Here is a 21,798-nt window from a genome sequence, read left to right on the forward strand (position 1 = left end):
GTCACGACGCCCCGGCGGTGCCGGCGGGGCGGGCCGGGGTGTGGGCCAGGCGGTTCTTCAGCGCGGCGAGCTGATCACACAGCGGCCCAGGGAGCGTGTCGGCGCCGATGCCGGCGTACCAGTCCTCGATGGAGACGACCTCGTCGGCCCATTCGTCGTGGTGGACTTCGAGCGCGGCCCGTGCCGAGCGTTTGTCGGCGTCGGAGAATCCGGACAGGTCCAGCGAGTGTGGCATCGGGACATAGCCGATCGCGGTGGCGTCGGCTGCCGCGGTGCCCTCGATCCGTTCCAGCGCCCATTTCAGCACGCGCACGTTGTCACCGAATCCCGGCCACAGGAACCGCCCGCCGGCGTCGCGGCGGAACCAGTTGACCTGGAATATCTTCGGCAGCTTGGCTGGGTCCGCTGTGTTGCCGAGGCGCAGCCAGTGCGCGAAGTAGTCGCCGACGTGATATCCGAGAAACGGCAGCATCGCCATCGGGTCCCGACGCACCACACCGACCTGCCCCGCTGCGGCGGCGGTGGTTTCCGAAGACAGCACCGAGGCGGTGAACACCCCGTGGGTCCAGTCGAAGGATTCGGCGATCAATGGGATCGTGGTGGCGCGGCGGCCGCCGAAGAAGATCGCCGACAGCGGCACCCCGGCCGGGTCGTCCCATTCCGGGGCAACCGACGGGCACTGCTCGATCGGGGTGCAATACCGCGAGTTCGGGTGCGCGGCAGGCCCGGTCGTGGTCTCTGGAGTCCAGTCGTTGCCATGCCAATCAGTGAGATGCTGCGGTGGGGTGTCGGTGAGTCCTTCCCACCACACGTCACCGTCGTCGGTGAGAGCGGTGTTGGTGAAGATCGAATTGCCCTGCTCGATGGTGGCGATCGCGTTCGGGTTGGTCTTCGCGCCGGTGCCCGGGGCGACACCGAAGAACCCGGCCTCCGGGTTCACCGCATACAGCCGGCCGTCGGGACCGAACCGCAACCAGGCGATATCGTCGCCGACCGTTTCGGCCTTCCAACCCTCCAGAGCGGGTTCGAGCATGGCGAGGTTGGTTTTGCCGCAGGAGGACGGGAACGCCGCCGCCACATAGTGCGTGCGGCCCTGCGGGGAAGTGAGTTTGAGGATCAGCATGTGTTCGGCCAGCCACCCCTCGTCGCGGGCCAGAACCGAAGCGATCCGCAGGGCGAAGCATTTCTTGCCCAGCAGGGCGTTGCCGCCGTAGCCGGAGCCGTAACTCCAGATGGTGCGGGATTCGGGGAAATGCGCAATATATTTCGTGTGGTCACACGGCCACGCCACATCCGCCTGCCCGGGGCTCAGCGGCGCACCGACCGAGTGCAGACACCGGACGAACTCCGCGTCGTCGCTGAGCTGGTTCCACACCGGTGCTCCGGAGCGGGTCATGATCTGCATCGAGACCGCCACGTATTCCGAATCGGTGATCTGCACACCGTATTTCGGGTCCTCGGCGTCGAGTGGGCCCATGCAGAACGCGATCACATACATGGTGCGCCCGGCCATCGCGCCGCGATAGTGCTCGGTCATCACCGTGCGCATATCGACCGGATCGACCCAGTTGTTCGTCGGTCCCGCATCCCGCTTGTCTCGTGAGCAGATGAAGGTGCGGTCTTCCACCCGCGCCACGTCTTCGGGATCGGAGACACACCAGAACGAGTTCGGCTTCCCCGACAACGCCACGAAGGTGCCCTTGTCCACCAAGCGAGCGGTCAACCGATCCCACTCCTGGCGCGACCCATCGCACCACACCACATCCTCGGGCGCGGTCAGATCGGCGACCTCGGCCACCCACGCCAAGACTTGCGCATGATCAGTGGGCGCGGCCACCGGCGCCATTGCCGGCGCGGGCATGTGATCGGTATCCACCACTATCTCCTCCGGGAACAACTAGATGACTATGTAGGAAAATATGCAAACAGGAACCCCGCGACTCTCCCCACCCGATACGCGCCGCGAGGATCGCCGAGAGCCCGAACCGTCAGGCGGGCTGTTCCAGAACCTCCGCCTGACCCGCCACCACCCCGGTCAGGATGGCCCGCGCCGCGGTCAGCAGCTGCGCCACCTGCGGCGAGGTCAGCTCATAGGTCACCGACAAACCCTCCCGGCGACTGGTGATCAACCCCGCTCGCCGCAAAACTGCCAGCTGTTGCGACAAATTCGCCGCCTCGACATCGATATCGGCCAGCATCTCCGACACCGCATGCTCCCGCTGACTGAGCAACTCCAGCACCCGAATCCGCACCGGATGCCCCAACGTCTTGAAGAACTCCGCCTTCATCTGATATAAGGGCCTGCTCGATCCCGGCATCTTCCCGCCTTTCGGCCAACCTGCTATTTGCATAGATTAGCAAGCAGATAACCTGCCGGGTCCGCCACAACCCACATCGAGTCGTATCTCACATCGTGAGCGCCGTCTCGGTGCCACACAGCACGCTGGGAGTACCCCCACACGGTGACACCCACCGACCTGCCACCGCTGGCATCCGACAGATCCAAGCGAATCCGTCACGGAGAAGAGGTCCGCGTCGCCACCGCCGAACCTGCAGACATTCATGCAGTGGATCCCCTCAATGCAGAAACGCATCGACAAACTTGCGGCCCTTACCGACCCCCCGCCCCGGTGAACAGGACTTCGAAAATCACTGAAGGCGACTTCGAAACCTGACAACCCCGGCACGTTTGAACACCGGCCGGATATCCCAGGCGATATTGCTGACCACCGCGATCGGCATCCCGGCCGCGGCCACCGCGGTCAGCGCGGCCTCCGTATCGGGGAACGGCCGCCAGGCCTCCGCCGACAACAGTTGTTCGTACAGATACTCCGGATTACCGACCCCGGACCCGCGCAGCACCGCCAGATACAGTTCGCGATGCAGCGGCGGGTCCAGATCCCGGCGTCCCCATTCGTCGCGCAGCCGCTCGGGAGACCGGCCGGCCGGCCGGCGCCGTCATCCGCCGTACCACCTCGGCCTGCGCTTCACCGTCGAGAGGTTCCCCGTCGCGTCCGACCAGCCCGTCCAGTTCCGGCTCGAACCTGAAGAGGGTCCCGGAGAAGTCGAACAGCACACCGCGGACAGTCATACCGGCCAGGTTACGGAGAACCCACCGCGCGCAGACAAGCGGTTGCCGGCGGCCGTGGGGCGCCGTTCGCACCGGGTCCGGCAGAACCTCAGGGCACGAGGTCGCGGAGGCTGTCGAGCAGGAAACTGTTCACCGCGGCGGTGGCTTCCAGCTGGACCAGATGCCCGGCTTCGGGGACACACCGGACCTCCCGCAGATCCGGTAGCGCCGCGCGCATCGTGTCGAGCGGGTCGCGTCCGCTGAAACCCTCCATATCCGGGTCGTTCTCCCCGTAGACGAAATACACCGGCGCGGTGGGAGCGGCGTGCGCGTATTCGGCGGTGAGCTCCCAGTTGCGGTCGAGGGCGCGGTACCAATTCAGTCCGCCGGTGAAACCGGTGCGTTCGAATTCGGCGGCGAGGACGTCGAATTCCGCCTCGGGAAGCCACGACCACGGAAATTGCGGGGCCCGCGGCAGCGCGTCTATATAGCGCATACCCGGCGGGTTCTGCCACACATCGAGGTAGTGGTAGTCGCCGCTCAGCGCGTAGTACACCCGGGACAGGAATTCGCGCGGCTGTTCGGCGAGATGGGCGTCGGCGACGCCGGGTTCCTGGAAGTACTGCATATGCAGGAAGTGCCGTTCGGCCATTTTCGCCCAGTAATATCCGGGGGGTTTCGGTGAGCGCGGCGCGAACGGATTGTTCAGCACGATCAGGCCGCGTACCCGTTCCGGTGCCCGCATCCCGAGTTCCCACAGCAGGGCAGCACCGAAGTCGACACCCACGAATACCGCTCGTTCGGCACCGATATCGTCGAGCAACGCCAGCAGATCACCGATCACGGCCCGGTTGGTGTACTCGTCGACCGCCGCGGGGGCGTCGGTGCGGCCGGCGCCGCGCAGGTCGGGAGCGATCGCCCGGTATCCGGCTGCCGACAGGGCGGCGAGCTGCCGCTGCCAGACGTACCCGGTATGCGGAAATCCGTGACAGAAGATCACCGGATCGCCCTGCCCCTGTTCGGTGATGTGCATCCGCACACCCCCGGTATCGATGAACCGGTGTATCGGCGCCACGGAACCTCCCGAGTACTAGAACGCGTTACAGTTTCACGGTAACGTCCCGGGACTGTGAGCGGAACACCACACCCCTTGAAAAACCGGATCGCAGTGGTCACCGGCGCGAGTCGCGGTATCGGCAAAGGTATCGCGCTGGAACTCGGCGCGGCCGGCGCGACCGTATACGTCACCGGGCGATCGCAGCAGCCCGGCAAGCTCCCGGGCACGGTGCACGAAACGGCGGCGCAGATCGACGAGCTGGGAGGCACCGGCGTACCCGTCGTCTGTGATCACGGCGACGACGACGCCACAGCATCCCTCTTCGAGCGCATCGCCACCGAACACGACCGGCTCGACATCCTGGTCAACAACGTCTACAACTCCCCCGCCGCCGCCCGCTGGCTGGGCCGGAAATTCTGGGATGTACCGCCGAAGGCCTGGGATGAGACGTTCCGGATCGGAGTGCGTTCCCATTACGTCGCAGCCGTATATGCGGCACCACTGCTGCTGAAAACAGACGGCCTCATCGTGAACGTATCCTCGCCCGGCGCGCAACGGGCCATGCACAACGCCGTGTACGGGGTCGCGAAAACGGCACTGGACCGGATGACCGCCGATTTCGCCCGCGACCTCGCCGATACCCAGGTCACCGCCGTCTCGATCTGGCCCGGCCTGGTCGCCACCGAACTACTGCAACTGGTGCCGGCCGACGACACGGGTAAACGCGTGGTGACCCTGCCCGGGGAGGGCAGCTTCGACCTGGACGAGGCGGAGACGCCCCGGTTCGCGGGCCGCGCGGTGGTGGCGCTGGCCGCCGATCCCGACCGCGGGAAGCGGGCGGGTAAGGCCTGGAAAGTCGCCGATCTGGCCGAGGACTACGGATTCACCGATATCGACGGGCGGATACCCCGAACCGACTGACGATCAGGCGAACTTGATCTCCAGGCCGATCCCCAGAATCGCGATGAACCAGACCAGCCCGGTGAATATGGTGATGCGGTTGAGGTTCTTCTCCGCCACGGTCGAGCCGGACAGCGCCGACTGCGTCCCACCGCCGAACAGGCTGGACAGACCTCCGCCCTTGGCGCGGTGCAGCAGCACCATCAGCACCAGCAGCAGGCTGGTGACGATCAGGAGGATATCCAGGAACATCCGCATGCCGGACAGTGTATCTATGCGCGCGGTTCGACCGACACCAGGTGGGTGAGCGTCTCGTCGTGGGCGAATTCCGCGACCGCGCGTTCACGCATCAGGTCCTGGGCGGTCAGCCGCACCTTGTGCTGCTGCATATGCTCCGACCAGGAGCGCACCACGAAAGCCTCGACGTAGCGGTCCTCGGCACCGACATCGCGGTACAGCCGCCATTCCATGGCACCGGTGCGCTGCCGGGACCGGCCCACGAAACTCATCGCGTCGAGGAACTCGGTGACGCGGTCCGCCGGTACGTCGTAGTCCTTGAGCACCAGCACCGGGCCATCGTCCGGTTCCGGTTCCACCACCAGCTGCGGTTCGGGCCAGTATGCATGCGGGGTCAGGTCGAAACCGGCGGCGAATTGGCGCATGGGCAGCCATACGGTGCTGAGCGCGGCCAACCCGAGCAACCCACCGGCGATCAGCAGGGCGGTGACGGCACCGTAGGCGCCGGCGACCAGGCCCCATACCACCGAACCGATCGCCTGACCGGCCATGAAAACCAGCATGTACACCGACAGTCCACGCGCCCGCACCCATCCGGGGAGCAGCAGCTGCATGGTGGCGTTCATGGTCGAGAGGGTGAGCAGCCAGGCCGCACCGGCGAATACCAGCAGAATCAGCACCAGCGCCTCGACCCGCAGCAGCGCGGTTCCGCAGCAGGCCACACCGAACATCAGCGCGGCAGCGGCGACCTGCTGAGTGGGAGTGAGCAGCGCGCGCACCCGCGCCAGGCTGACCGCGCCGAGTACCGCGCCCACTCCGAGCGCGCCGAGCATAACGCCGTAACCGGACGAGCCCAGGCCCAGCTGATCACGTGCGATCACCGGTAGCAACGCCCACAACGCACTACCGGGGGCGACGAACAGCGCGGTGCGCAGCAGCACCCGCCGGATCGCCGGTGCCGATTTGATGAATCGGGTCCCGGCCTGCAGTGCCGCCAGCGGGCGTTCGCTCGGGAACTCGCGCGCCACCTTCGGCCGCCGCCACAGCAGCAGCGCACCGACGATCGCGCAGAAGGAAAAGGCGTTGAGCGTGAACACCAGCGCCGGCCCGGACAGCGCGACCAGCACGCCCGCAATCGCCGGGCCCACAGCCCGCCCGATGTTCATATTCATACTGCCCAGCGCCGCAGCAGACGGAATCTGGTCGCGCGGCACCAGTTCGGGCTGGATCGCCTGCCACGAGGGAGCGACGACCGCCTGACCGCAGCCGAGCAGGAACAACAGGATGAGCAACACCGAGGGGGTGGTGTGACCGGTGGCGGTCGCGATCGCCAGGACCGCCGCCAGCACCGCCATGGTGCACTGTGCGCCGAGCAGCAGGCGCCGGCGGTCCAGCAGATCGGCGAGCACCCCGGACGGTATCGACAAGATCATCACCGGCAGCGTCGTCGCCGTCTGCACGAACGAAACCAGGGCCGCCGCATTGGGTTCGTCGACCAGCACCCACTGGGCGCCCACCATCTGCATCCAGGTGCCGAGATTGGAGACCAGCTGGGCGATCCACAGCGCCCGGTAAACCGGGGATCGCAGCGGCGCCCAGGTGGAAACTGGTTTCGGCGCGGCTGTGGTCACTCGGGACAGCATAGCTGCGCGCTCTGACCGGGCGGCCGGCTGCTCACGCGGTGAGGCGATCCTCCTCGCGGATGAACCGGGTCGCGATCACGCTCACCACCGCGGTCCCCACCAGGTATCCGCATGCCGGCCACGGTGTGGAGCCCCCGACCGCGATCAGTGCCGTGACGATCATCGGAGTCAGCCCCGAAGCGTAGATACCAGAGAACTGGTAGACGAACGACAGCCCCGTGTACCGCACCTCGGGCGGAAACAGACCGGCGTACAAGGTGCCCTGCGCTCCGTAGAACAATGCGTGCGCGACACCGAACACCGCGATGATGGCCACGGTGAACACCACGATATTGCCGGTCTCGAAAAGCAGGAACACCGGATACACCAGCACCCCGTAGGCCGCGATCCCGGCGATGTACACCCGCCGCGGCCCGAAACGGTCGGTGAGCAAGCCGGAGACCGGGATGAGCGCGGCCATCACCACCGCCGCGACGGTGACCGCCAGCAGCACCGGCACCTGCTCGAAACCCAGTTGACCGGTCGCGAAGCTGATCGCGAAAACACCCCAGGTGTTGAATGCCGCGCCCTCACCCCAGCGGGACAACAATCCCAGGACAGTATTACGCCGGGAACGGGCGCTGCGGAACAACTCGACCACCGGCACTTTCGAGATGCGTTTCAGCCGGTCCACCTCGCGAAACGCGGGCGTCTCATCGATTTTCAACCGCACCACCAGGCCGATCAGCACCAGCACCAGACTGGCGCCGAACGCGATCCGCCATCCATACGCCAGAAACGCGTCTTCGCTCATCACCGTGCGCAACAGCGCGAAGACCCCGGTGCCCAGCGCAAGGCCCAGTGCCAGCCCGACCTGCGGATAACTACCGAACAATCCCACTTTCCGGCGCGGACTGTGCTCGACGGCCAGCAGTACCGCACCGGCCCATTCCCCGCCGAGCGCAAAACCCTGCAGCATCCGCAGCGCCAGCAAGAGAATCGGCGCGGCGACACCGATCGCGGCGGCGGTGGGCAGTACGCCCATCAGGGCGGTGGATCCGCCCATGATGGCCATCGTCAATGCGAGCGTACGTTTCCGGCCGATCCGGTCGCCGATATGCCCGAAGACGAGACCGCCCACCGGACGCATCAGGAACCCGACGGCGAAGGTGGCGAACGACAGCATGGTTCCGACGAAGGCACTGGTGCTCGGGAAGAACAGTTCGTCGAAAACAATGCCCGCCGCGGTGGAGTAGAGGAAGAAGTCGTACCACTCGACGGTGGTCCCGATCAGACTCGCAGCAACCGCTTTCCGGGTGTCGCGAGCGGCCGGCCCGCCCGTGCCCGCCGCGGCCGGGACCGAGGGGACGTCGGTGCGGGCAGGCACCTCCGCGGTTTCCAGCAACGACATGGTGTCCCCTTCGGTACGGCATCGGCTCGACCGGTGAGGTTATGGCGCCACGGAGCGGCTCGGCAGGGTTGGAATCAGTGCGATTCGAGCGCGGTCGCGCCCGGATGTCGCCGCCCGGACGGCCGGCCCGCGCCAGGTAACATCGGCGGCATGCCCGGACGACTGCTCCGATTCGGCGCGGCCCTCGCACTGATCCTGCTGGCTGCCACAGCCTGCTCGAATGATGAGGAGCCGGAACCCGCGACGCCCACGGCTACGCCGATGGGCCATACCTATATTTCCACCGAGGTCACCGGCACAGCGATCCCTGGCGGCGGACCGCTCACCCTCGCTTTCGCCGACGGCCGGATCACCGCCGACGCCGGTTGCAACACACACAGCGGTGCGGTGGATCTGCACGATCGCGTTCTGCACGTATCCGAACTGGCGAGCACCCTCGCCGCCTGTCCCGGTGAACGCGCCGGATCCGATACCTGGGTGGGCGAACTGCTGCGCGGCGAACCGACCTGGGAGCTCGACCGCGACCGGCTGACGCTGATCGGCAAGAAAGCGACGGTGGTACTCACGGACAAGAAAGTCGCGCAACCGGACCGGCCGATCCGCGGTACCGAATGGGTCGTCACCACGCTGCTCACCCCACAGGCCCAGGTCTCATCCCGCACAATCGACGAAGTGCGGCCCGGCCTCACCATCGCCGAGGACGGCGGGCTGACCGGTTTCGCCGGCTGCAACCGGCTGACGGGCCGCGCCGAGGTCACCGAAACCCCGGAAGGCGCCGATATCGCGTTCACCGCGGCCACCACCCGGATGATGTGCACACCCGAGGTGATGGAGGTGGAGCGCGCGGTACTCGCCGCCCTCGACGGCACGGCGCAGGCCACGGTCGACGCCGAAACCCTCACTCTGCGCAACCCCAACGGCCACGGTTTGACGCTGCGCGCCCGGTAGTTCGATCCGCCGCTCCGGTCCGCGTGGACGCAGGTTGCCTCCCGGCGACCGCGGCGGCGACCATGATTCCCGCCTCGGGCCTCGGCTGGGCCTCGGACCTCAGACCTCGGCTAGGGCTCGTGTATCGGCGCCGGCAACTATGAGCCGAACACCACGCTCTCGAATGCTCCGGTTTCCGCGTCCATGGGCACGCCTTCGCAGTTCGGTCCGGGGAATGCCGCCACGTCCATATCGGTGTCGTTGGCGAGCATTCCGGCAGCACCCGGGGTGTTGTAACACCGGTCGGATTCCAGATCGTTCAGCACAGCCGGACCACCGACCTGGGAGCGGTAGACGAAGTCGCCGGGAGCCGCCTCGGCGCCGAGCTCGGCAGTCAGTGTGAGCGCTGCGCCGACGGCGAAAACACCCACGGTTTCGAGAAGGTATCGCACGCACTGTTCCTTTCGCTCGGAGTTGTGGTCTGTTCGGGTCCGGCACCGCAGTATTCCGGATCCGCGGCCGCGTCTGCGATAGCCGGGCGGTATCGCCCGTCGATGGGCACGTCGCGGCGGCCGCAGACCCGCCTCTGCCCGGAATCACCCGGCGGGCCGCGCGACGCGGCCTTCGGGGCGCCTGTCGTCGTCTCGCGGATGGAGGGCAGGGATGAGAAAGCGTTGCAACAGCTGAGCTTCCGATTCCGCGTCGGTCGGCCACAACAGCAGGGACAACACCGATCGGATGAACCAGATGCCGACGAGGGGATCGTCCGCGGGCGTGCCCAGCATATCGGAGACGATGCCGATCAGCGCCGGCGATTCGGCGAAGGTCACCACCGAACGGGGCCCGTGCTGCGAGGCGAGAAACGCGACGACGATGGGATCGGAGCGGACTTCGTGCAGTGTGACGGTGAGCGCCGCAGACACGCGGTCGGAGCCGGTGAGGTCACCGAGGGCGGACTCGACCACCCCGGCGATACGGTTTGCCGCGCGAGCAAGGACGGTCTCGCGGAGATGGGTTACACCGCCGGTATGCCGGTAGACGGTGGCGCGCGAGCAGTGCGCATGCCGTGCCACGGTATCGACATCGAGACCATCGAAGCCGCGGCGCGTGATCAGCTCGGCGACCGCGGCATAGATGTGGTCGGCGGCGGCGTCGTGACGATCCGCGCCGAGGAGCCAGTCTCGAGCCATCGGCTCATTATGAGACGAACCTGCTACCGGAGTTCTCGCTTTCTCCCAGTTCACGACAATCATGTGAGACAGCAGCGGATAATCTCGCGGCGAATTGTGTTTCTACTTCGGTCGCAGATCTTGTTCCGGCGGCAGACAGCGACGACCGTGGATGCGGACACGACGCCGGCGATCGGTCGTCGCGCCGGCCGGCTCGGCGCACGGCCGCCTTCGGCGGCCGCCCGAAGCCGGCGGCGCGTCGGACTGCGAACGGAGAGCGGATGTCGACCCTCGAAGTGATGGACCCGCCGGTCGGCGGCTGGACGTGGGCACAGCGGCGGACAGTGGTCGTTTCCTGCCTGGCCGTCACTCTGGTGATCGCCTCGATGGCCGCCCTGTACACCTCGCTGGCGGAGATCTCTATCGCCACCGGCGCGAGCCATACTCAGACGACCTGGATCGTCGACGGCTATACGCTCGCCCTGGCCTGTATGGTCCTGCCCGCGGGCGCCCTGGGTGACCGCTACGGCCGGCGACGCCTGCTGATCGGCGGGCTCCTCGTTTTCGCGGTAGCGTCCACGGTTCCCTTGGCGACGTCGGCGGTCGACTGGCTCATCGGCGCCCGCGTACTCGCCGGCCTCGGTGCCGCCCTGGTCATGCCGTCCACTCTGTCCATGATCACCACCGTGTTCCCGCCGGGCGCCTCGGCCCGGGCCGTCGGGGTGTGGGCCGGAGCCGCCGGTTCCGGAGGTCTGCTCGGCCTCGTCGGGTCCGGGCTGTTACTGCAATGGTGGTCGTGGCAGTCGATCTTCGTCGCCATGGCCGGTGCCGCGGTCGTGCTCGCCGCCGCGGGATTCGGGCTCGCCGAATCCCGCAGTACCACCCCGGCCGGACTGGACCCGATCGGTGCGCTCACCGGTGTCGCCGCTATCGCACTGCTGGTCTGGTCGCTGATCGCGGTCGCCGACCGGGGCTGGAGCGATCCCTATATTCTGGCCGGGCTGGCGAGTTCGGCGCTCGCCACCGAACTTTTCGTCCTCACCGAACTCCGGGTCCGGTATCCACTACTGGATCTGCGGTTGTTCGCGCGGCGGGGTTTCGGTTGCGGTGCCGCGTCCATTACCGTCCAGTTCCTCATCACGTTCGGTCTGTTCCTGATCGTCGTGCAGTATCTGCAGTTGATCCTGGGCTACAGCCCCCTGCACGCCGCCGTTGCCGTCCTGCCCATGGGAATCGCCGTCGTCGCGCTGTCGTTGCTGTCGTCACTGCTCACCACCCGCTACGGACTTCGCCTGCCCACAGTGGCCGGTCTGACCGTCCTCGCCGCCGGGCTGCTGCTCATGACCCGCCTGACACCCGACGCCGGTTATCCGGGCGTTCTGATTCCACTGACCATCGTGGGCATCGGAATCGGCCTCGCCGCGGCACCGGCCACCACCGCGATCATGACCGACGCCGATACCGATAGGCACAGCGTCGCCGCGGCCGTCAACGACGCCGCCCGCGAAATCGGCGCGGCCATCGGTATCGCCGTCGCCGGCACCGTTCTGACCGCCGGTTACCGCGCCGGTGTCGCCACCAGCCTGCCCCGGTTGCCCGAACCGGCCCGCGAACCCGTCGCGCACTCGCTCGGCGCCACCACCCAGCTCGCCGAACAGGCCGGGCCGCAGGCGCAACCACTGCTCGACCTCGCCCGGTCCGCGTTCGTCGACGGCCTGCACGACACCGTTTTCGCTCTCGCGATCATCGGTCTTTTCGCCGCGGTCGTCCTCGGTTTCTGGGCACCCGGGCCCCGGAAAGCACCGAGGCCCGCCGGGACGGTACCCGGCGGGCCTCGAAACCTTCAGCTGCTCAGGGCAGGGGACCACCTGCGGCGATCGCGGACAGCGTGGCGAACTCGTCGCCCTTGAGCGATGCCCCGCCCACCAGCGCACCGTCGATATCGGTCTGCTTGCTCAGCTCACCGACATTCTTGGCGTTCACCGAACCGCCGTAGAGCACCCGCACGGTCTCGGCGACCTCGGCTCCGGCCAGTTGGGCGAGCTCGCCACGGATGGCGCCGCACACCTCCTGCGCGTCGGCCGGGGTGGCGACCTTTCCGGTGCCGATCGCCCATACGGGTTCGTAGGCGATGACGACCTTCGCGATCTCCTCGGGCTTCAGGCCCTTCAGCGAACCCCGCAACTGCTCGAGGTTGTACTCGACGTGGGTGCCCGCCTCGCGGACATTCAGGCCCTCACCGATGCAGACGATCGGGGTGACCCCGTGCTTCAGCGCCTGCTTCGCCTTGGCGAGTACCGTGGCGTCGTCCTCGTTGTGGTACTGGCGGCGCTCCGAATGCCCGACCACCGCAAAACGGCACCCCAGCTTGGCCAGCATGGCCGCGCTGACCTCACCGGTGTAGGCGCCGGATTCGTGTACCGAAACATCCTGCGCACCGTAGGTGATCCGCAGTTTGTCGCCTTCGATCAGCGTCTGCACGCTGCGGATATCGACGAACGGCGGAATCACCGTGACATCGACCTTGTCGAAATACTTGTCCGGCAGCGCGAACGCGATCTTCTGCACCAGGGCGATGGCCTCGAGGTGATTGAGGTTCATCTTCCAGTTGCCCGCGATCAGCGGTTTCCGAGCCATTACGCGTCCTCCGCATCGTCGAGCACGCTGATGCCGGGCAGCGTCTTACCTTCCAGATACTCCAGCGAGGCCCCGCCGCCGGTGGAGATATGCGAGAAATCGCTCTCCGGAATTCCGAGCGCCCGCACGGCCGCCGCGGAATCGCCACCACCGACAACGGTGAACGCACCCTTACCGGTGGCCGTGGCGATGGCCTCGGCAACACCGCGGGTACCGGCCGCGAACTTGTCGAACTCGAACACGCCCATCGGGCCGTTCCAGAACACCGTGCGCGCCTCGGTGAGCAGTGCGGCGAAACGCTGCACCGATTCCGGGCCGATGTCCAGGCCCATCCAGCCGTCCGGGATCTCATGGCACGGCACGACCTTCGATTCCGCGTCCGCGGCGAAGGAATCGGCGACGACGATATCGCGCGGCAGGTGAATGACATCGGCGTAGCGGTCCAACAACTGCTTACAGGTGTCGATCATTTCCTCCTGCAGCAGCGAGGAACCGACGGACAGTCCCTCGGCGGCCAGGAAGGTGAAGCACATTCCGCCGCCGATGACCAGGGTATCGACCTTGGGGGCCAGCGCCTCGATCACGGCCAGTTTGTCCGAGACCTTCGACCCGCCCAGCACAACCGCATACGGGCGGTCGGTGGATTCGGTGAGCTTGGCCAGGACATCGGCTTCGGCCGCGACGAGCGTGCCCGCATAGTGCGGGAGCAGCTTCGCCACGTCGTACACCGAGGCCTGCTTCCGGTGCACCACACCGAACCCGTCGGAGACGAACGCGCCGTCGTCGCCGACCAGTTCCACCAGCGCGGCGGCCAGCTTCGCCCGGTCGGCATCGTCCTTGCTGGTTTCGCGCGGATCGAAGCGGATGTTCTCCAGCAGCAGCACATCACCATCGGTGAGGCCCTCGGAGCGCGCGAGCGCGTCCTGGCCCACCACGTCACCGGCGAGCTGCACATTGCGCCCCAGTTCGGCGGCCAGCCCGGTCGCCACCGGGGCCAGGGACAGCGCCGGATCCGGGGCACCCTTCGGGCGGCCGAGATGCGCGGTGACGACCACCTTCGCACCGGCTTCCACCAGTGCGCGGATGGTCGGCACCGAGGCGATGATCCGGCCCGGATCGGTGATCTCGCCGTTGTCGAGGGGGACGTTGAGGTCGGAGCGCACCAGTACGCCGCGCCCCTCGACGCCCTCGGCGAGGAGATCGTCCAGAGTTTTGATGCTCACGCCGGTCCTAGAGGGACTTGCCGACGAGGCCGATGAGGTCGGCGAGGCGGTTGGAGTAGCCCCACTCGTTGTCGTACCAGGAGTAGACCTTCACCTGGTCGTCGATGACCTTGGTCAGCGGCGCGTCGTAGATGGACGAATGCGGATCGGTGACGATATCGCTGGAGACGATCGGGTCGACGCTGTACTTCAGGATGCCCTTCAGCGGGCCCTCCGCCGCGGCCTTGAACGCCGCGTTGATCTCGTCGACCGTCGCCTTCTTCGCCAGATCCGCGGTCAGGTCGGTGATCGAACCCGTGGGAATCGGGACACGCAGCGAATAGCCGTCGAGCTTGCCGTTGAGCTCGGGCAGCACCAGGCCGATGGCCTTGGCCGCACCGGTGCTGGTCGGCACGATGTTCACCGCGGCGGCGCGGGCGCGACGCAGATCCTTGTGCGGCCCGTCCTGCAGGTTCTGGTCCTGCGTGTAGGCGTGGATGGTGGTCATCAGACCCTTGACGATGCCGAACTCGTCGTTCAGGACCTTCGCCAGCGGGCCCAGGCAGTTGGTGGTGCAGGACGCGTTGGAGATGATGTTCTGGCTGCCGTCGTACTTGTCGTCGTTGACACCCATCACGATGGTGATGTCCTCGCCCTTGGCGGGCGCGGAGATGATGACCTTCTTGGCGCCGGCGGCAAGGTGGCCCTTGGCCTTGGTGGCGTCGGTGAAGATACCGGTGGACTCGACGACGACGTCCACGCCGAGATCGCCCCACGGCAGGGCCGCCGGGCCCTCCTTCACGGCCAGCGCCTTGATGCGCTGGTCGCCGACCACGATGGTGTCCTCGCCGTCCAGCGAGACATCCTTCGGCAGCCGGCCGAGGATCGAATCGTATTTGAGCAGGGTGGCCAGAGACGCGTTGTCGGTGAGGTCGTTGACCGCCACGATCTCGATATCGGTGGTGCCGAGCGCTTTCTGCGCCTCCACCGCCCGGAAGAAGTTACGTCCGATACGGCCGAAGCCGTTGATACCTACCCGGACAGTCACGTTTCTCGCTCCTCAGCTGTCAAGCGGATGATTCCGACGCCATCCACACTAATGCCTCGGGGTCCGCTCTCCGACACACCCCTGGTGTTGGTGAGCACCGGCTATCCGGGCGCGCCCGGACCTCATCCGCGGCGCAACCTCCGCGTGTCGGGCCGGGCGTGCCGGATCCGGCGGGCGACCGCAGCTCCGGCCCGAATCCGCAACCCCGCGGGGGCCTACGACCGCAACGGGCCCCGTAAATCACTGGCAACTCCCGGCGCCGCACCGCAGGATGGTGGGATGTCCAGTTCATCTCTCCCCGATCCCGGGCCGCACGTCCGTCCGGCCACTCCCGCCGATATCCCCCACGCCACCAGAAGCCTCACCCGGGCATTCGCCGACTACCCGTGGACCCGGCACACCATCGCCGCGGACGAGCACGAACGCCGGCTGGCCGAGTTCCAGGAACTCTTCCTCACCCGCATCGGACTACCCCACGGCAGGGTGTGGGTCGCCGACGACGGTGACGCGGTCGCCGTCTGGACCACCCCCGCCACCGACGCCGGCGCGGTGTTCACCGAACTCGCCCCCCGCTTCACCGAACTGGCCGGTGACCGCGCCGAGGCACACGCGGCAGCGGAGGCGGCGATGCATCCGCACCGACCGATCGAGCCCGTCTGGTTCCTCGGCACCGTAGGCGTGGACCCCACCCGCCGGGGCAGCGGACTGGGCCGCGCCGTGATCGAGCCCGGTCTGACCGCCGCCGCGCGCGAGGGTGCCGCGGCGTTCCTGGAAACATCGACCGCGGAGAACGTGCGCTTCTACGAGCACCTGGGTTTCCACGTGACCGCGGAAGTGGATATCCCCGACGGCGGCCCGCTGACCTGGTGCATGCTCCGGCAGCCGTAGCGGTTCCGGAGCACGGGCAGCCGGGCGCCGCCCCGGTGAGGTGGCGGAAGGCCCGCACGCCGGCCGACCGAACCACTCCGGTTCTACGGGCCACCCGGGCGGGCACGCATGGGGCAAGCAATAACCTCCGAGCGGACCACGGACCCGCGCCGGGTCATGCGCGGCCCCTGCCCGGTCGTATGCCCGCCGCCCCGCCACAGAAGTGGGGTCCGAGCACAGCCGCCGGACCACACTCTGCGGTGTTCCCAGCCGGGTATCCGCAGCACGGCAGAGCGGCACGCGTCGAGCCGGGGCGGCGCGCACCATACCGAATCCATGGCATATGAGCCGATCATGGAAGGCGCATCGTGCTGGAACGTCTCCGCGCGGTGTCGTCGGAGCCGGGCCCGTATCCACGGCACGGCGCCCGGCCGCGGACCCCGGACCCACGGCGGCTCAGGCGTCGTCGAGCAGTTCGGCCGTAACCGCCGATTCGGTATCGGGGACGCCGAGTTCCTTGGCCCGCCGATCGGCCATGGACAACAGCCGCCGGATACGGCCGGCCACCGCGTCCTTGGTCATCGGAGGGTCGGCGAGCTGGCCGAGTTCCTCTAGGGAGGCCTGCCGGTGTTCGACGCGCAGCTTCCCCGCCGCCGCCAGATGGTCCGGGACGTCGTCACCGAGCAGTTCCAGCGCACGTTCGACCCTGGCCGCCGCCGCGACCGCGGCGCGTGCCGATCGCCGCAGGTTGGCGTCGTCGAAGTTGGCGAGCCGGTTGGCGGTGGCGCGGACCTCACGCCGCATCCGGCGTTCCTCCCAGGTGAGCCGGGTGTCCTGCGCACCCATCCGGGTGAGCAGCGCCCCGATCGCCTCACCGTCGCGCACCACGACCCGGTCGGTGCCACGCACCTCCCGCGCCTTCGCCGAGATACCGAGCCGCCGCGCGGCGCCCACCAGCGCCAACGCCGCCTCCGGACCCGGGCAGCTCACCTCGAGCGCCGAGGAGCGGCCGGGTTCGGTGAGCGAGCCGTGGGCCAGGAAGGCGCCGCGCCACGCAGCCTCGGCATCGGCGACACTGCCGCCGACGACCTGGGCGGGTAGTCCGCGCACGGGCCGGCCGCGCACGTCCAGCAGTCCGGTCTGGCGCGCGAGGGCTTCGCCCTCCTTCGCGACCCTGACCACGTAACGGGAGGATTTGCGCAGGCCACCGGCACTGAGCACATGCACATCCGACCCGTATCCGTAGAGTTCGAAGATCTCCCGCCGCAACCGCCGCGCGATGGACCCCATATCGACTTCGGCTTCGACGATCACCCGCCCGCCGACGATATGCAGACCGCCGGCGAAACGCAGCAGGGCGGACAGTTCGGCTTTACGCGCACTCACCTGTGTTACGGCGAGCCGGCTCAGCTCGTCTTTCACTTCGGCTGTCATCGCCACGAGACGTGCTCCTTTCCACCCAACCCGGACCGCACATCCTGACCCATGTGCTGTCCCTCGACTCGAAACCCCGGTAACGCGGGCCGGGGCTCGTGGATCAGTTGATCCAGTGCGGCGGCGAGCTTTCCGGCATCGTGCCGGGCCGTTCCCGCGTCGGCGACATCGGAAAAGACTACTCGTGCCCGCAGTTGCCCGGCCGCTCTGGCCACATGTTCGCGCTCGCGTCCCTCCGGTACGCACCCGGAATCGACCAGAACCTCGTCGACCGCGAAATCCGGTGCGTGCTGGGACAATACATGCAGATGACGTTCGGCGGAGAAACCCGCCGTCTCACCGGGCTGTGCGACCAGATTCAGAATCAGCACCTTACGCGCCCGGGTGTGCACCAGCGCATCGCGCAGACCGGGCACCAGCAGATGCGGGATGACGCTGGTGAACCACGATCCGGGCCCCAGGACCACCGCATCCGCTCGTTCGATGGCGGCGATGGCCTCGGCACAGGCGGGCGGGTCGGCGGGCAGCAACCGCACCCGGCGCACCTTGCCGGGAGTGGTGGCCACTGCCACCTGACCGCGGATACAGCGGCTCACCCGCGGGTCGGTTTCCAGCCCCGAGACATCGGCCTCGATATCGAGCGGAAGGGTCGACATGGGCAGTACCCGCCCACTGATACCGAGCAGCTCACCGACCTTGTCGAGGGCGGCCACCGGATCACCCAGTACCTCGGTGAGACCGGCCAGCAGCAGATTCCCGACCGAATGCCCGGCCAGTGCGCCGGTACCGCCGAAGCGATGCTGCACGGTCCGGGTGAGGACGCCGTCGGCGTCGGCCGCCAGCGCCGCCAGGGCCATCCGCAGATCGCCGGGCGGCGGGACGCCCAGTTCGCGGCGCAGCCGGCCGGAGGAACCGCCGTCGTCGGCGACGGTGACCACCGCGCTGATCCGCCGGGTGAGCCGGCGCACCGCCGACAGGGTGGCGTAGAGACCGTGTCCGCCGCCGAGTGCGACGACCTCGGGACCGTGGCGAGTGCCGTCCGGGACGCTCATTCGCGCCCCAGATCCCGATGCAGGACCCGCACCGTATCGACCGGGCCGTCCGCGTCGTTGTCGATGCTGCGGCCGGCCAGCTGACCGAGGGCCTCGGCGATCGCGACACTGCGATGTCTGCCGCCGGTACAGCCCACTGCGACGGTCATGTATCGCTTCCCCTCTTGGCGGTAACCCTGGGTGGTCAGCTCGATCAGATGCTCGCAGGTCCGCAGGTAGTCCTCGGCGCCCGGACGCGACAGCACATAGTCACTGACCACCGCTTCCTGACCGGTGTGCTGCCGAAGTTCTGGTACCCAGTGCGGGTTGGGCAGGAAACGCACATCCAGCACCATGTCCGCGTCCAGCGGGACACCGTACTTGAATCCGAACGATTGCACGGTCAGCTGCAGTGCGGCGGGCGTGCCGCCGCCGTAGACCTCCTCCAGTTTCCGGTGCAATTGGTGGATCGACAGCTCCGTGGTGTCGATGACCACATCGGCAGCGGCCTTCACCCCGGCGAGCCGGACTCGTTCGGCGGCGATCCCGGCCGACAGGGTTCCGTCGGCACTGTCGTTCTGCAGCGGGTGGCGGCGCCGGGCGAACCCGAACCGGCGGATCAGCACATCGTCGGAGGCCTCCAGGAACAGGATCCGGGTGGGCACGCCACGGGCCCGCAACTGATCGGTGACCGCGGGGAGATCACCGGTGAAGAAACGACTCCGTACATCCATCACGATCGCCAGCCGGCGGATGGGCGGATCCGCCGAGGCGCCGAGTTCGACCATCCGCCCGATCAGTTCCGGCGGCAGATTGTCGGTGACGTACCAACCGAGATCCTCCAGAACTCGCGCGGCGGTCCCCCGCCCCGCACCGGACAGCCCGGTCACCATCACGACCTCGACCGGGGTCCCCGCACCCGGTCCCCCACCCGGCACCACTTTCGTACTGCTGTTCGATTCGACGCGAGTCATGTACCACCCGGATCTGTGTTCGGGAATGCGTTTCGGTCACCCTGCTGTAGCGCATGCGCCCGGCCCCCTGTTCCGGAGCGCAGCAACACCGCCGCGGGGCGCAGGAACAAACGTACGTGACCCGCACCGGTCACCGTGCTGTTGCGCCGTGCGCCGCGCCGGAGGCTATCGGTCGTGCAGGGCGGCCAGTACTGCCTCCGCGGTGGCCCGGCCGATACCGGGCACCTCGATGATCTCCTCCACGGTCGCCTCTTTCAGCCGGGCGACCGACCCGAAATGCGTGACCAGCGCGGTACGACGGGCCGCGCCGAGCCCGCGCACCGAATCCAGCGCGGAGGCCGTCATCCGCCGGGATCGTTTACTGCGATGGAAGGTGATGGCGAAGCGGTGCGCTTCATCACGTACACGTTGCAGCAGGTAGAGCGCCTCACTGGTGCGCGGCAGGATCACCGGGTCGGGTTCGCCCGGCACCCAGACCTCTTCCAGCCGTTTCGCCAGCCCCACCACCGCGACATCGGTGATCCCGAGCTCGTCGAGCACCTCTGCCGCGGCCGCGACCTGCGGTGCCCCACCGTCGACGACGTACAGATTCGGCGGATAAGCGAACTTCCGGGGGCGGCCCGTCTTCGGATCGATTCCGGGACGGGTGGTGATCTCCTCCTCCGCGAGGTCTTCGGCTCCGGGCGCGCTCTCGAACTGCGGCACCTCGGCCGTCCCGGCGAGATCGGCCTGTTCGGTGGCATCGCGTTCCCGGCGCAACCGCAGGAACCGGCGCCGGGTGACCTCCGCGATACTCGCGACATCATCGGACCGGCCCCCGCCGGCCGCCTCCCGGATCGCATAGTGGCGGTAATCGGATTTCTTGGGCAGCCCGTCCTCGAACACCACCAGCGAGGCCACCACATCGGTGCCCTGTACATGACTGATATCGACGCATTCGATCCGCAGCGGCGCGGTATCGAGGTCGAGGGCGTCCTGGATATCCTGCAGTGCCACCGAACGCGAGGTCAGATCGCCGGCCCGGCGGAGTTTGTGCTGCGCGAGCGCCTCGGTGGCATTGCGAGCGACGGTATCGGCGAGGGCCTTCTTGTCACCACGCTGCGGTACCCGGACCTGTACGGCGCCGCCCCGTAGTTGCGACAGCCAGCGCTGGACCTCGTCGACATCGGCGGGTAGTTCCGGTACCAGGACCTCCCGCGGGACGACCGCCGCCGTCTGGTCCCCGGCGGTCTGCGCAGCGACCGCGGCCTGCTCACCGTAGAACTGGGTGAGGAACTGTTCCACCAGCGCGGCCAACTCTCCCCCCTGGTCCGGGGTGTCTGCCGCGTCGCCGGATTTGTCCACCACCCAGCCGCGCTGGCCGCGCACCCGGCCGGCGCGCACATGGAAGACCTGCACCGCGACCTCCAGATCGTCGCCGGCGAAAGCGATCACATCGGCGTCGGTACCGTCGCCCAGCACCACGGCCTGTTTTTCCAGCGCCCGGCGCAGGGCCTGCACATCGTCGCGGAGCCGGGCCGCGGTTTCGAAATCGAGGTCCTCGGACGCGGCGTGCATCCGGCGTTCCAATTCCTTGACCATCCGGTCGGTACGCCCGGCCAGGAAATCGCAGAAATCGTCGACGATACGCCGATGCTCGTCCGCCGAGACCCGGTCCACACACGGCGCCGAACATTTGTCGATATAACCGAGCAGACAGGGCCGGCCGATCTGCCCGTGCCGTTTGAACACCCCGGCCGAGCAGGTACGGGCCGGAAAAACCCGGAGCAGCAAATCGAGGGTCTCCCGGATCGCCCACGCATGGGCGTAGGGCCCGAAATAGCGGACCCCTTTCCTCCGTGCACCCCGATAAACGAACAGCCGCGGATATTCCTCGTTCAGGGTGACGGCCAGCACCGGATAGGATTTGTCGTCGCGGTAACGGACGTTGAATCGTGGATCGAATTCCTTGATCCAGTTGTATTCCAGCTGCAGCGCTTCCACCTCGGTGGAAACCACGGTCCATTCCACACTCGCGGCGGTGGTGACCATCTGCCGCGTCCGCGGATGCAACGCGGCCACATCGGCGAAATACGAGTTGAGCCGATTACGCAGACTTTTCGCCTTACCGACGTAGACGACCTGCCCGTAGGAGTCACGGAATTTGTAGACACCGGGTTCGAGCGGAATACTGCCCGGCTGCGGCCGGTACGTCGCGGGATCTGCCACGGGT

20 protein-coding genes are annotated in these 21,798 nt (G+C 67.6%); 4 read left to right on the forward strand and 16 right to left on the reverse strand.

What is annotated here, in order from left to right; translation table 11 throughout:
- Position 1: 1 nt before the first annotated feature.
- The 4 genes from NFL01S_RS10600 to NFL01S_RS10620 all read right to left on the reverse strand — a co-directional run bounded on the left by NFL01S_RS10600 (position 2) and on the right by NFL01S_RS10620 (position 4,145).
- On the reverse strand, positions 2-1,861 hold the full coding sequence (locus NFL01S_RS10600; protein ID WP_062974175.1) for a phosphoenolpyruvate carboxykinase (GTP): 1,860 nt from the start codon (positions 1,859-1,861) through the stop codon (positions 2-4).
- Between the two features lie 127 nt (positions 1,862-1,988).
- Positions 1,989-2,318 (reverse strand): ArsR/SmtB family transcription factor, encoded by a 330-nt coding sequence (locus tag NFL01S_RS10605; protein WP_030519358.1) that lies wholly within the window; start codon positions 2,316-2,318, stop codon positions 1,989-1,991.
- Between the two features lie 331 nt (positions 2,319-2,649).
- Positions 2,650-2,862: a hypothetical protein gene (locus NFL01S_RS10610; protein WP_062973973.1), complete on the reverse strand. Its 213-nt coding sequence runs from the start codon at positions 2,860-2,862 to the stop codon at positions 2,650-2,652.
- 317 nt (positions 2,863-3,179) lie between these two features.
- Entirely contained in the window at positions 3,180-4,145 is a 966-nt protein-coding gene (locus NFL01S_RS10620; RefSeq protein ID WP_245670608.1) for an alpha/beta fold hydrolase, read from the reverse strand.
- A gap of 54 nt (positions 4,146-4,199) precedes the next feature.
- On the opposite strand from NFL01S_RS10620, the gene NFL01S_RS10625 reads away from it, so the two are divergent.
- Positions 4,200-5,048, forward strand: coding sequence for an SDR family NAD(P)-dependent oxidoreductase (locus NFL01S_RS10625; RefSeq protein ID WP_062973977.1), 849 nt, complete (start codon positions 4,200-4,202; stop codon positions 5,046-5,048).
- A 3-nt stretch (positions 5,049-5,051) separates the two neighbouring features.
- Here the strand turns inward: NFL01S_RS10625 and secG are convergent, their stop codons facing one another.
- From secG to NFL01S_RS10640, 3 genes are read right to left on the reverse strand one after another with little or no spacing between them, the layout of a single operon-like run.
- Positions 5,052-5,285, reverse strand: coding sequence for a preprotein translocase subunit SecG (secG, locus tag NFL01S_RS10630; RefSeq protein ID WP_062973979.1), 234 nt, complete (start codon positions 5,283-5,285; stop codon positions 5,052-5,054).
- Between the two features lie 14 nt (positions 5,286-5,299).
- Entirely contained in the window at positions 5,300-6,907 is a 1,608-nt protein-coding gene (locus tag NFL01S_RS10635) for an MFS transporter (RefSeq protein WP_157116449.1), read from the reverse strand.
- Between the two features lie 31 nt (positions 6,908-6,938).
- A complete protein-coding gene (locus NFL01S_RS10640; protein ID WP_084492580.1) occupies positions 6,939-8,297 on the reverse strand; it encodes an MFS transporter in 1,359 nt (452 codons plus the stop codon).
- A gap of 150 nt (positions 8,298-8,447) precedes the next feature.
- Between NFL01S_RS10640 and NFL01S_RS10645 the strand changes: the two genes are divergently transcribed.
- On the forward strand, positions 8,448-9,245 hold the full coding sequence (locus tag NFL01S_RS10645) for an META domain-containing protein (protein WP_062973981.1): 798 nt from the start codon (positions 8,448-8,450) through the stop codon (positions 9,243-9,245).
- Positions 9,246-9,382: 137 nt separating this feature from the next.
- Here the strand turns inward: NFL01S_RS10645 and NFL01S_RS10650 are convergent, their stop codons facing one another.
- On the reverse strand, positions 9,383-9,676 hold the full coding sequence (locus NFL01S_RS10650) for a hypothetical protein (protein WP_062973983.1): 294 nt from the start codon (positions 9,674-9,676) through the stop codon (positions 9,383-9,385).
- Between the two features lie 144 nt (positions 9,677-9,820).
- Entirely contained in the window at positions 9,821-10,414 is a 594-nt protein-coding gene (locus tag NFL01S_RS10655) for a TetR/AcrR family transcriptional regulator (protein ID WP_062973985.1), read from the reverse strand.
- 260 nt (positions 10,415-10,674) lie between these two features.
- Between NFL01S_RS10655 and NFL01S_RS10660 the strand changes: the two genes are divergently transcribed.
- Positions 10,675-12,303: an MFS transporter gene (locus tag NFL01S_RS10660; RefSeq protein ID WP_063915910.1), complete on the forward strand. Its 1,629-nt coding sequence runs from the start codon at positions 10,675-10,677 to the stop codon at positions 12,301-12,303.
- Here the strand turns inward: NFL01S_RS10660 and tpiA are convergent.
- The 3 genes from tpiA to gap are packed head-to-tail and all read right to left on the reverse strand — an operon-like array spanning position 12,245 to position 15,280.
- Entirely contained in the window at positions 12,245-13,030 is a 786-nt protein-coding gene (tpiA, locus tag NFL01S_RS10665) for a triose-phosphate isomerase (RefSeq protein WP_062973987.1), read from the reverse strand. The genes NFL01S_RS10660 and tpiA overlap by 59 nt on opposite strands.
- On the reverse strand, positions 13,030-14,253 hold the full coding sequence (locus NFL01S_RS10670) for a phosphoglycerate kinase (protein ID WP_062973989.1): 1,224 nt from the start codon (positions 14,251-14,253) through the stop codon (positions 13,030-13,032). Before NFL01S_RS10670 ends, tpiA begins: the two co-directional genes overlap by 1 nt.
- A 7-nt stretch (positions 14,254-14,260) precedes the next feature.
- Positions 14,261-15,280, reverse strand: a complete 1,020-nt coding sequence (gap, locus tag NFL01S_RS10675; protein ID WP_062973991.1) for a type I glyceraldehyde-3-phosphate dehydrogenase — start codon at positions 15,278-15,280, stop codon at positions 14,261-14,263.
- A gap of 279 nt (positions 15,281-15,559) precedes the next feature.
- Here gap and NFL01S_RS10680 point away from each other — a divergent pair, with 279 nt between their 5' ends.
- Positions 15,560-16,168, forward strand: coding sequence for a GNAT family N-acetyltransferase (locus NFL01S_RS10680; RefSeq protein ID WP_062974183.1), 609 nt, complete (start codon positions 15,560-15,562; stop codon positions 16,166-16,168).
- A 435-nt stretch (positions 16,169-16,603) separates the two neighbouring features.
- Here the strand turns inward: NFL01S_RS10680 and whiA are convergent, their stop codons facing one another.
- From whiA to uvrC, 4 genes are all read right to left on the reverse strand, one after another.
- Entirely contained in the window at positions 16,604-17,581 is a 978-nt protein-coding gene (gene whiA, locus NFL01S_RS10685; protein WP_174375588.1) for a DNA-binding protein WhiA, read from the reverse strand.
- On the reverse strand, positions 17,578-18,633 hold the full coding sequence (locus NFL01S_RS10690) for a gluconeogenesis factor YvcK family protein (protein WP_062973993.1): 1,056 nt from the start codon (positions 18,631-18,633) through the stop codon (positions 17,578-17,580). Before NFL01S_RS10690 ends, whiA begins: the two co-directional genes overlap by 4 nt.
- On the reverse strand, positions 18,630-19,505 hold the full coding sequence (gene rapZ, locus NFL01S_RS10695; RefSeq protein WP_062974185.1) for an RNase adapter RapZ: 876 nt from the start codon (positions 19,503-19,505) through the stop codon (positions 18,630-18,632). The genes NFL01S_RS10690 and rapZ overlap by 4 nt, the downstream gene beginning before the upstream one ends.
- A 246-nt stretch (positions 19,506-19,751) precedes the next feature.
- Positions 19,752-21,794 (reverse strand): excinuclease ABC subunit UvrC, encoded by a 2,043-nt coding sequence (gene uvrC, locus NFL01S_RS10700; protein WP_062973995.1) that lies wholly within the window; start codon positions 21,792-21,794, stop codon positions 19,752-19,754.
- Between the last annotated feature and the right edge of the window lie 4 nt (positions 21,795-21,798).

This window comes from Nocardia flavorosea NBRC 108225 (assembly GCF_001613385.1).
In the GTDB taxonomy this organism is placed as follows: Bacteria; Actinomycetota; Actinomycetes; order Mycobacteriales; family Mycobacteriaceae; genus Nocardia; species Nocardia flavorosea.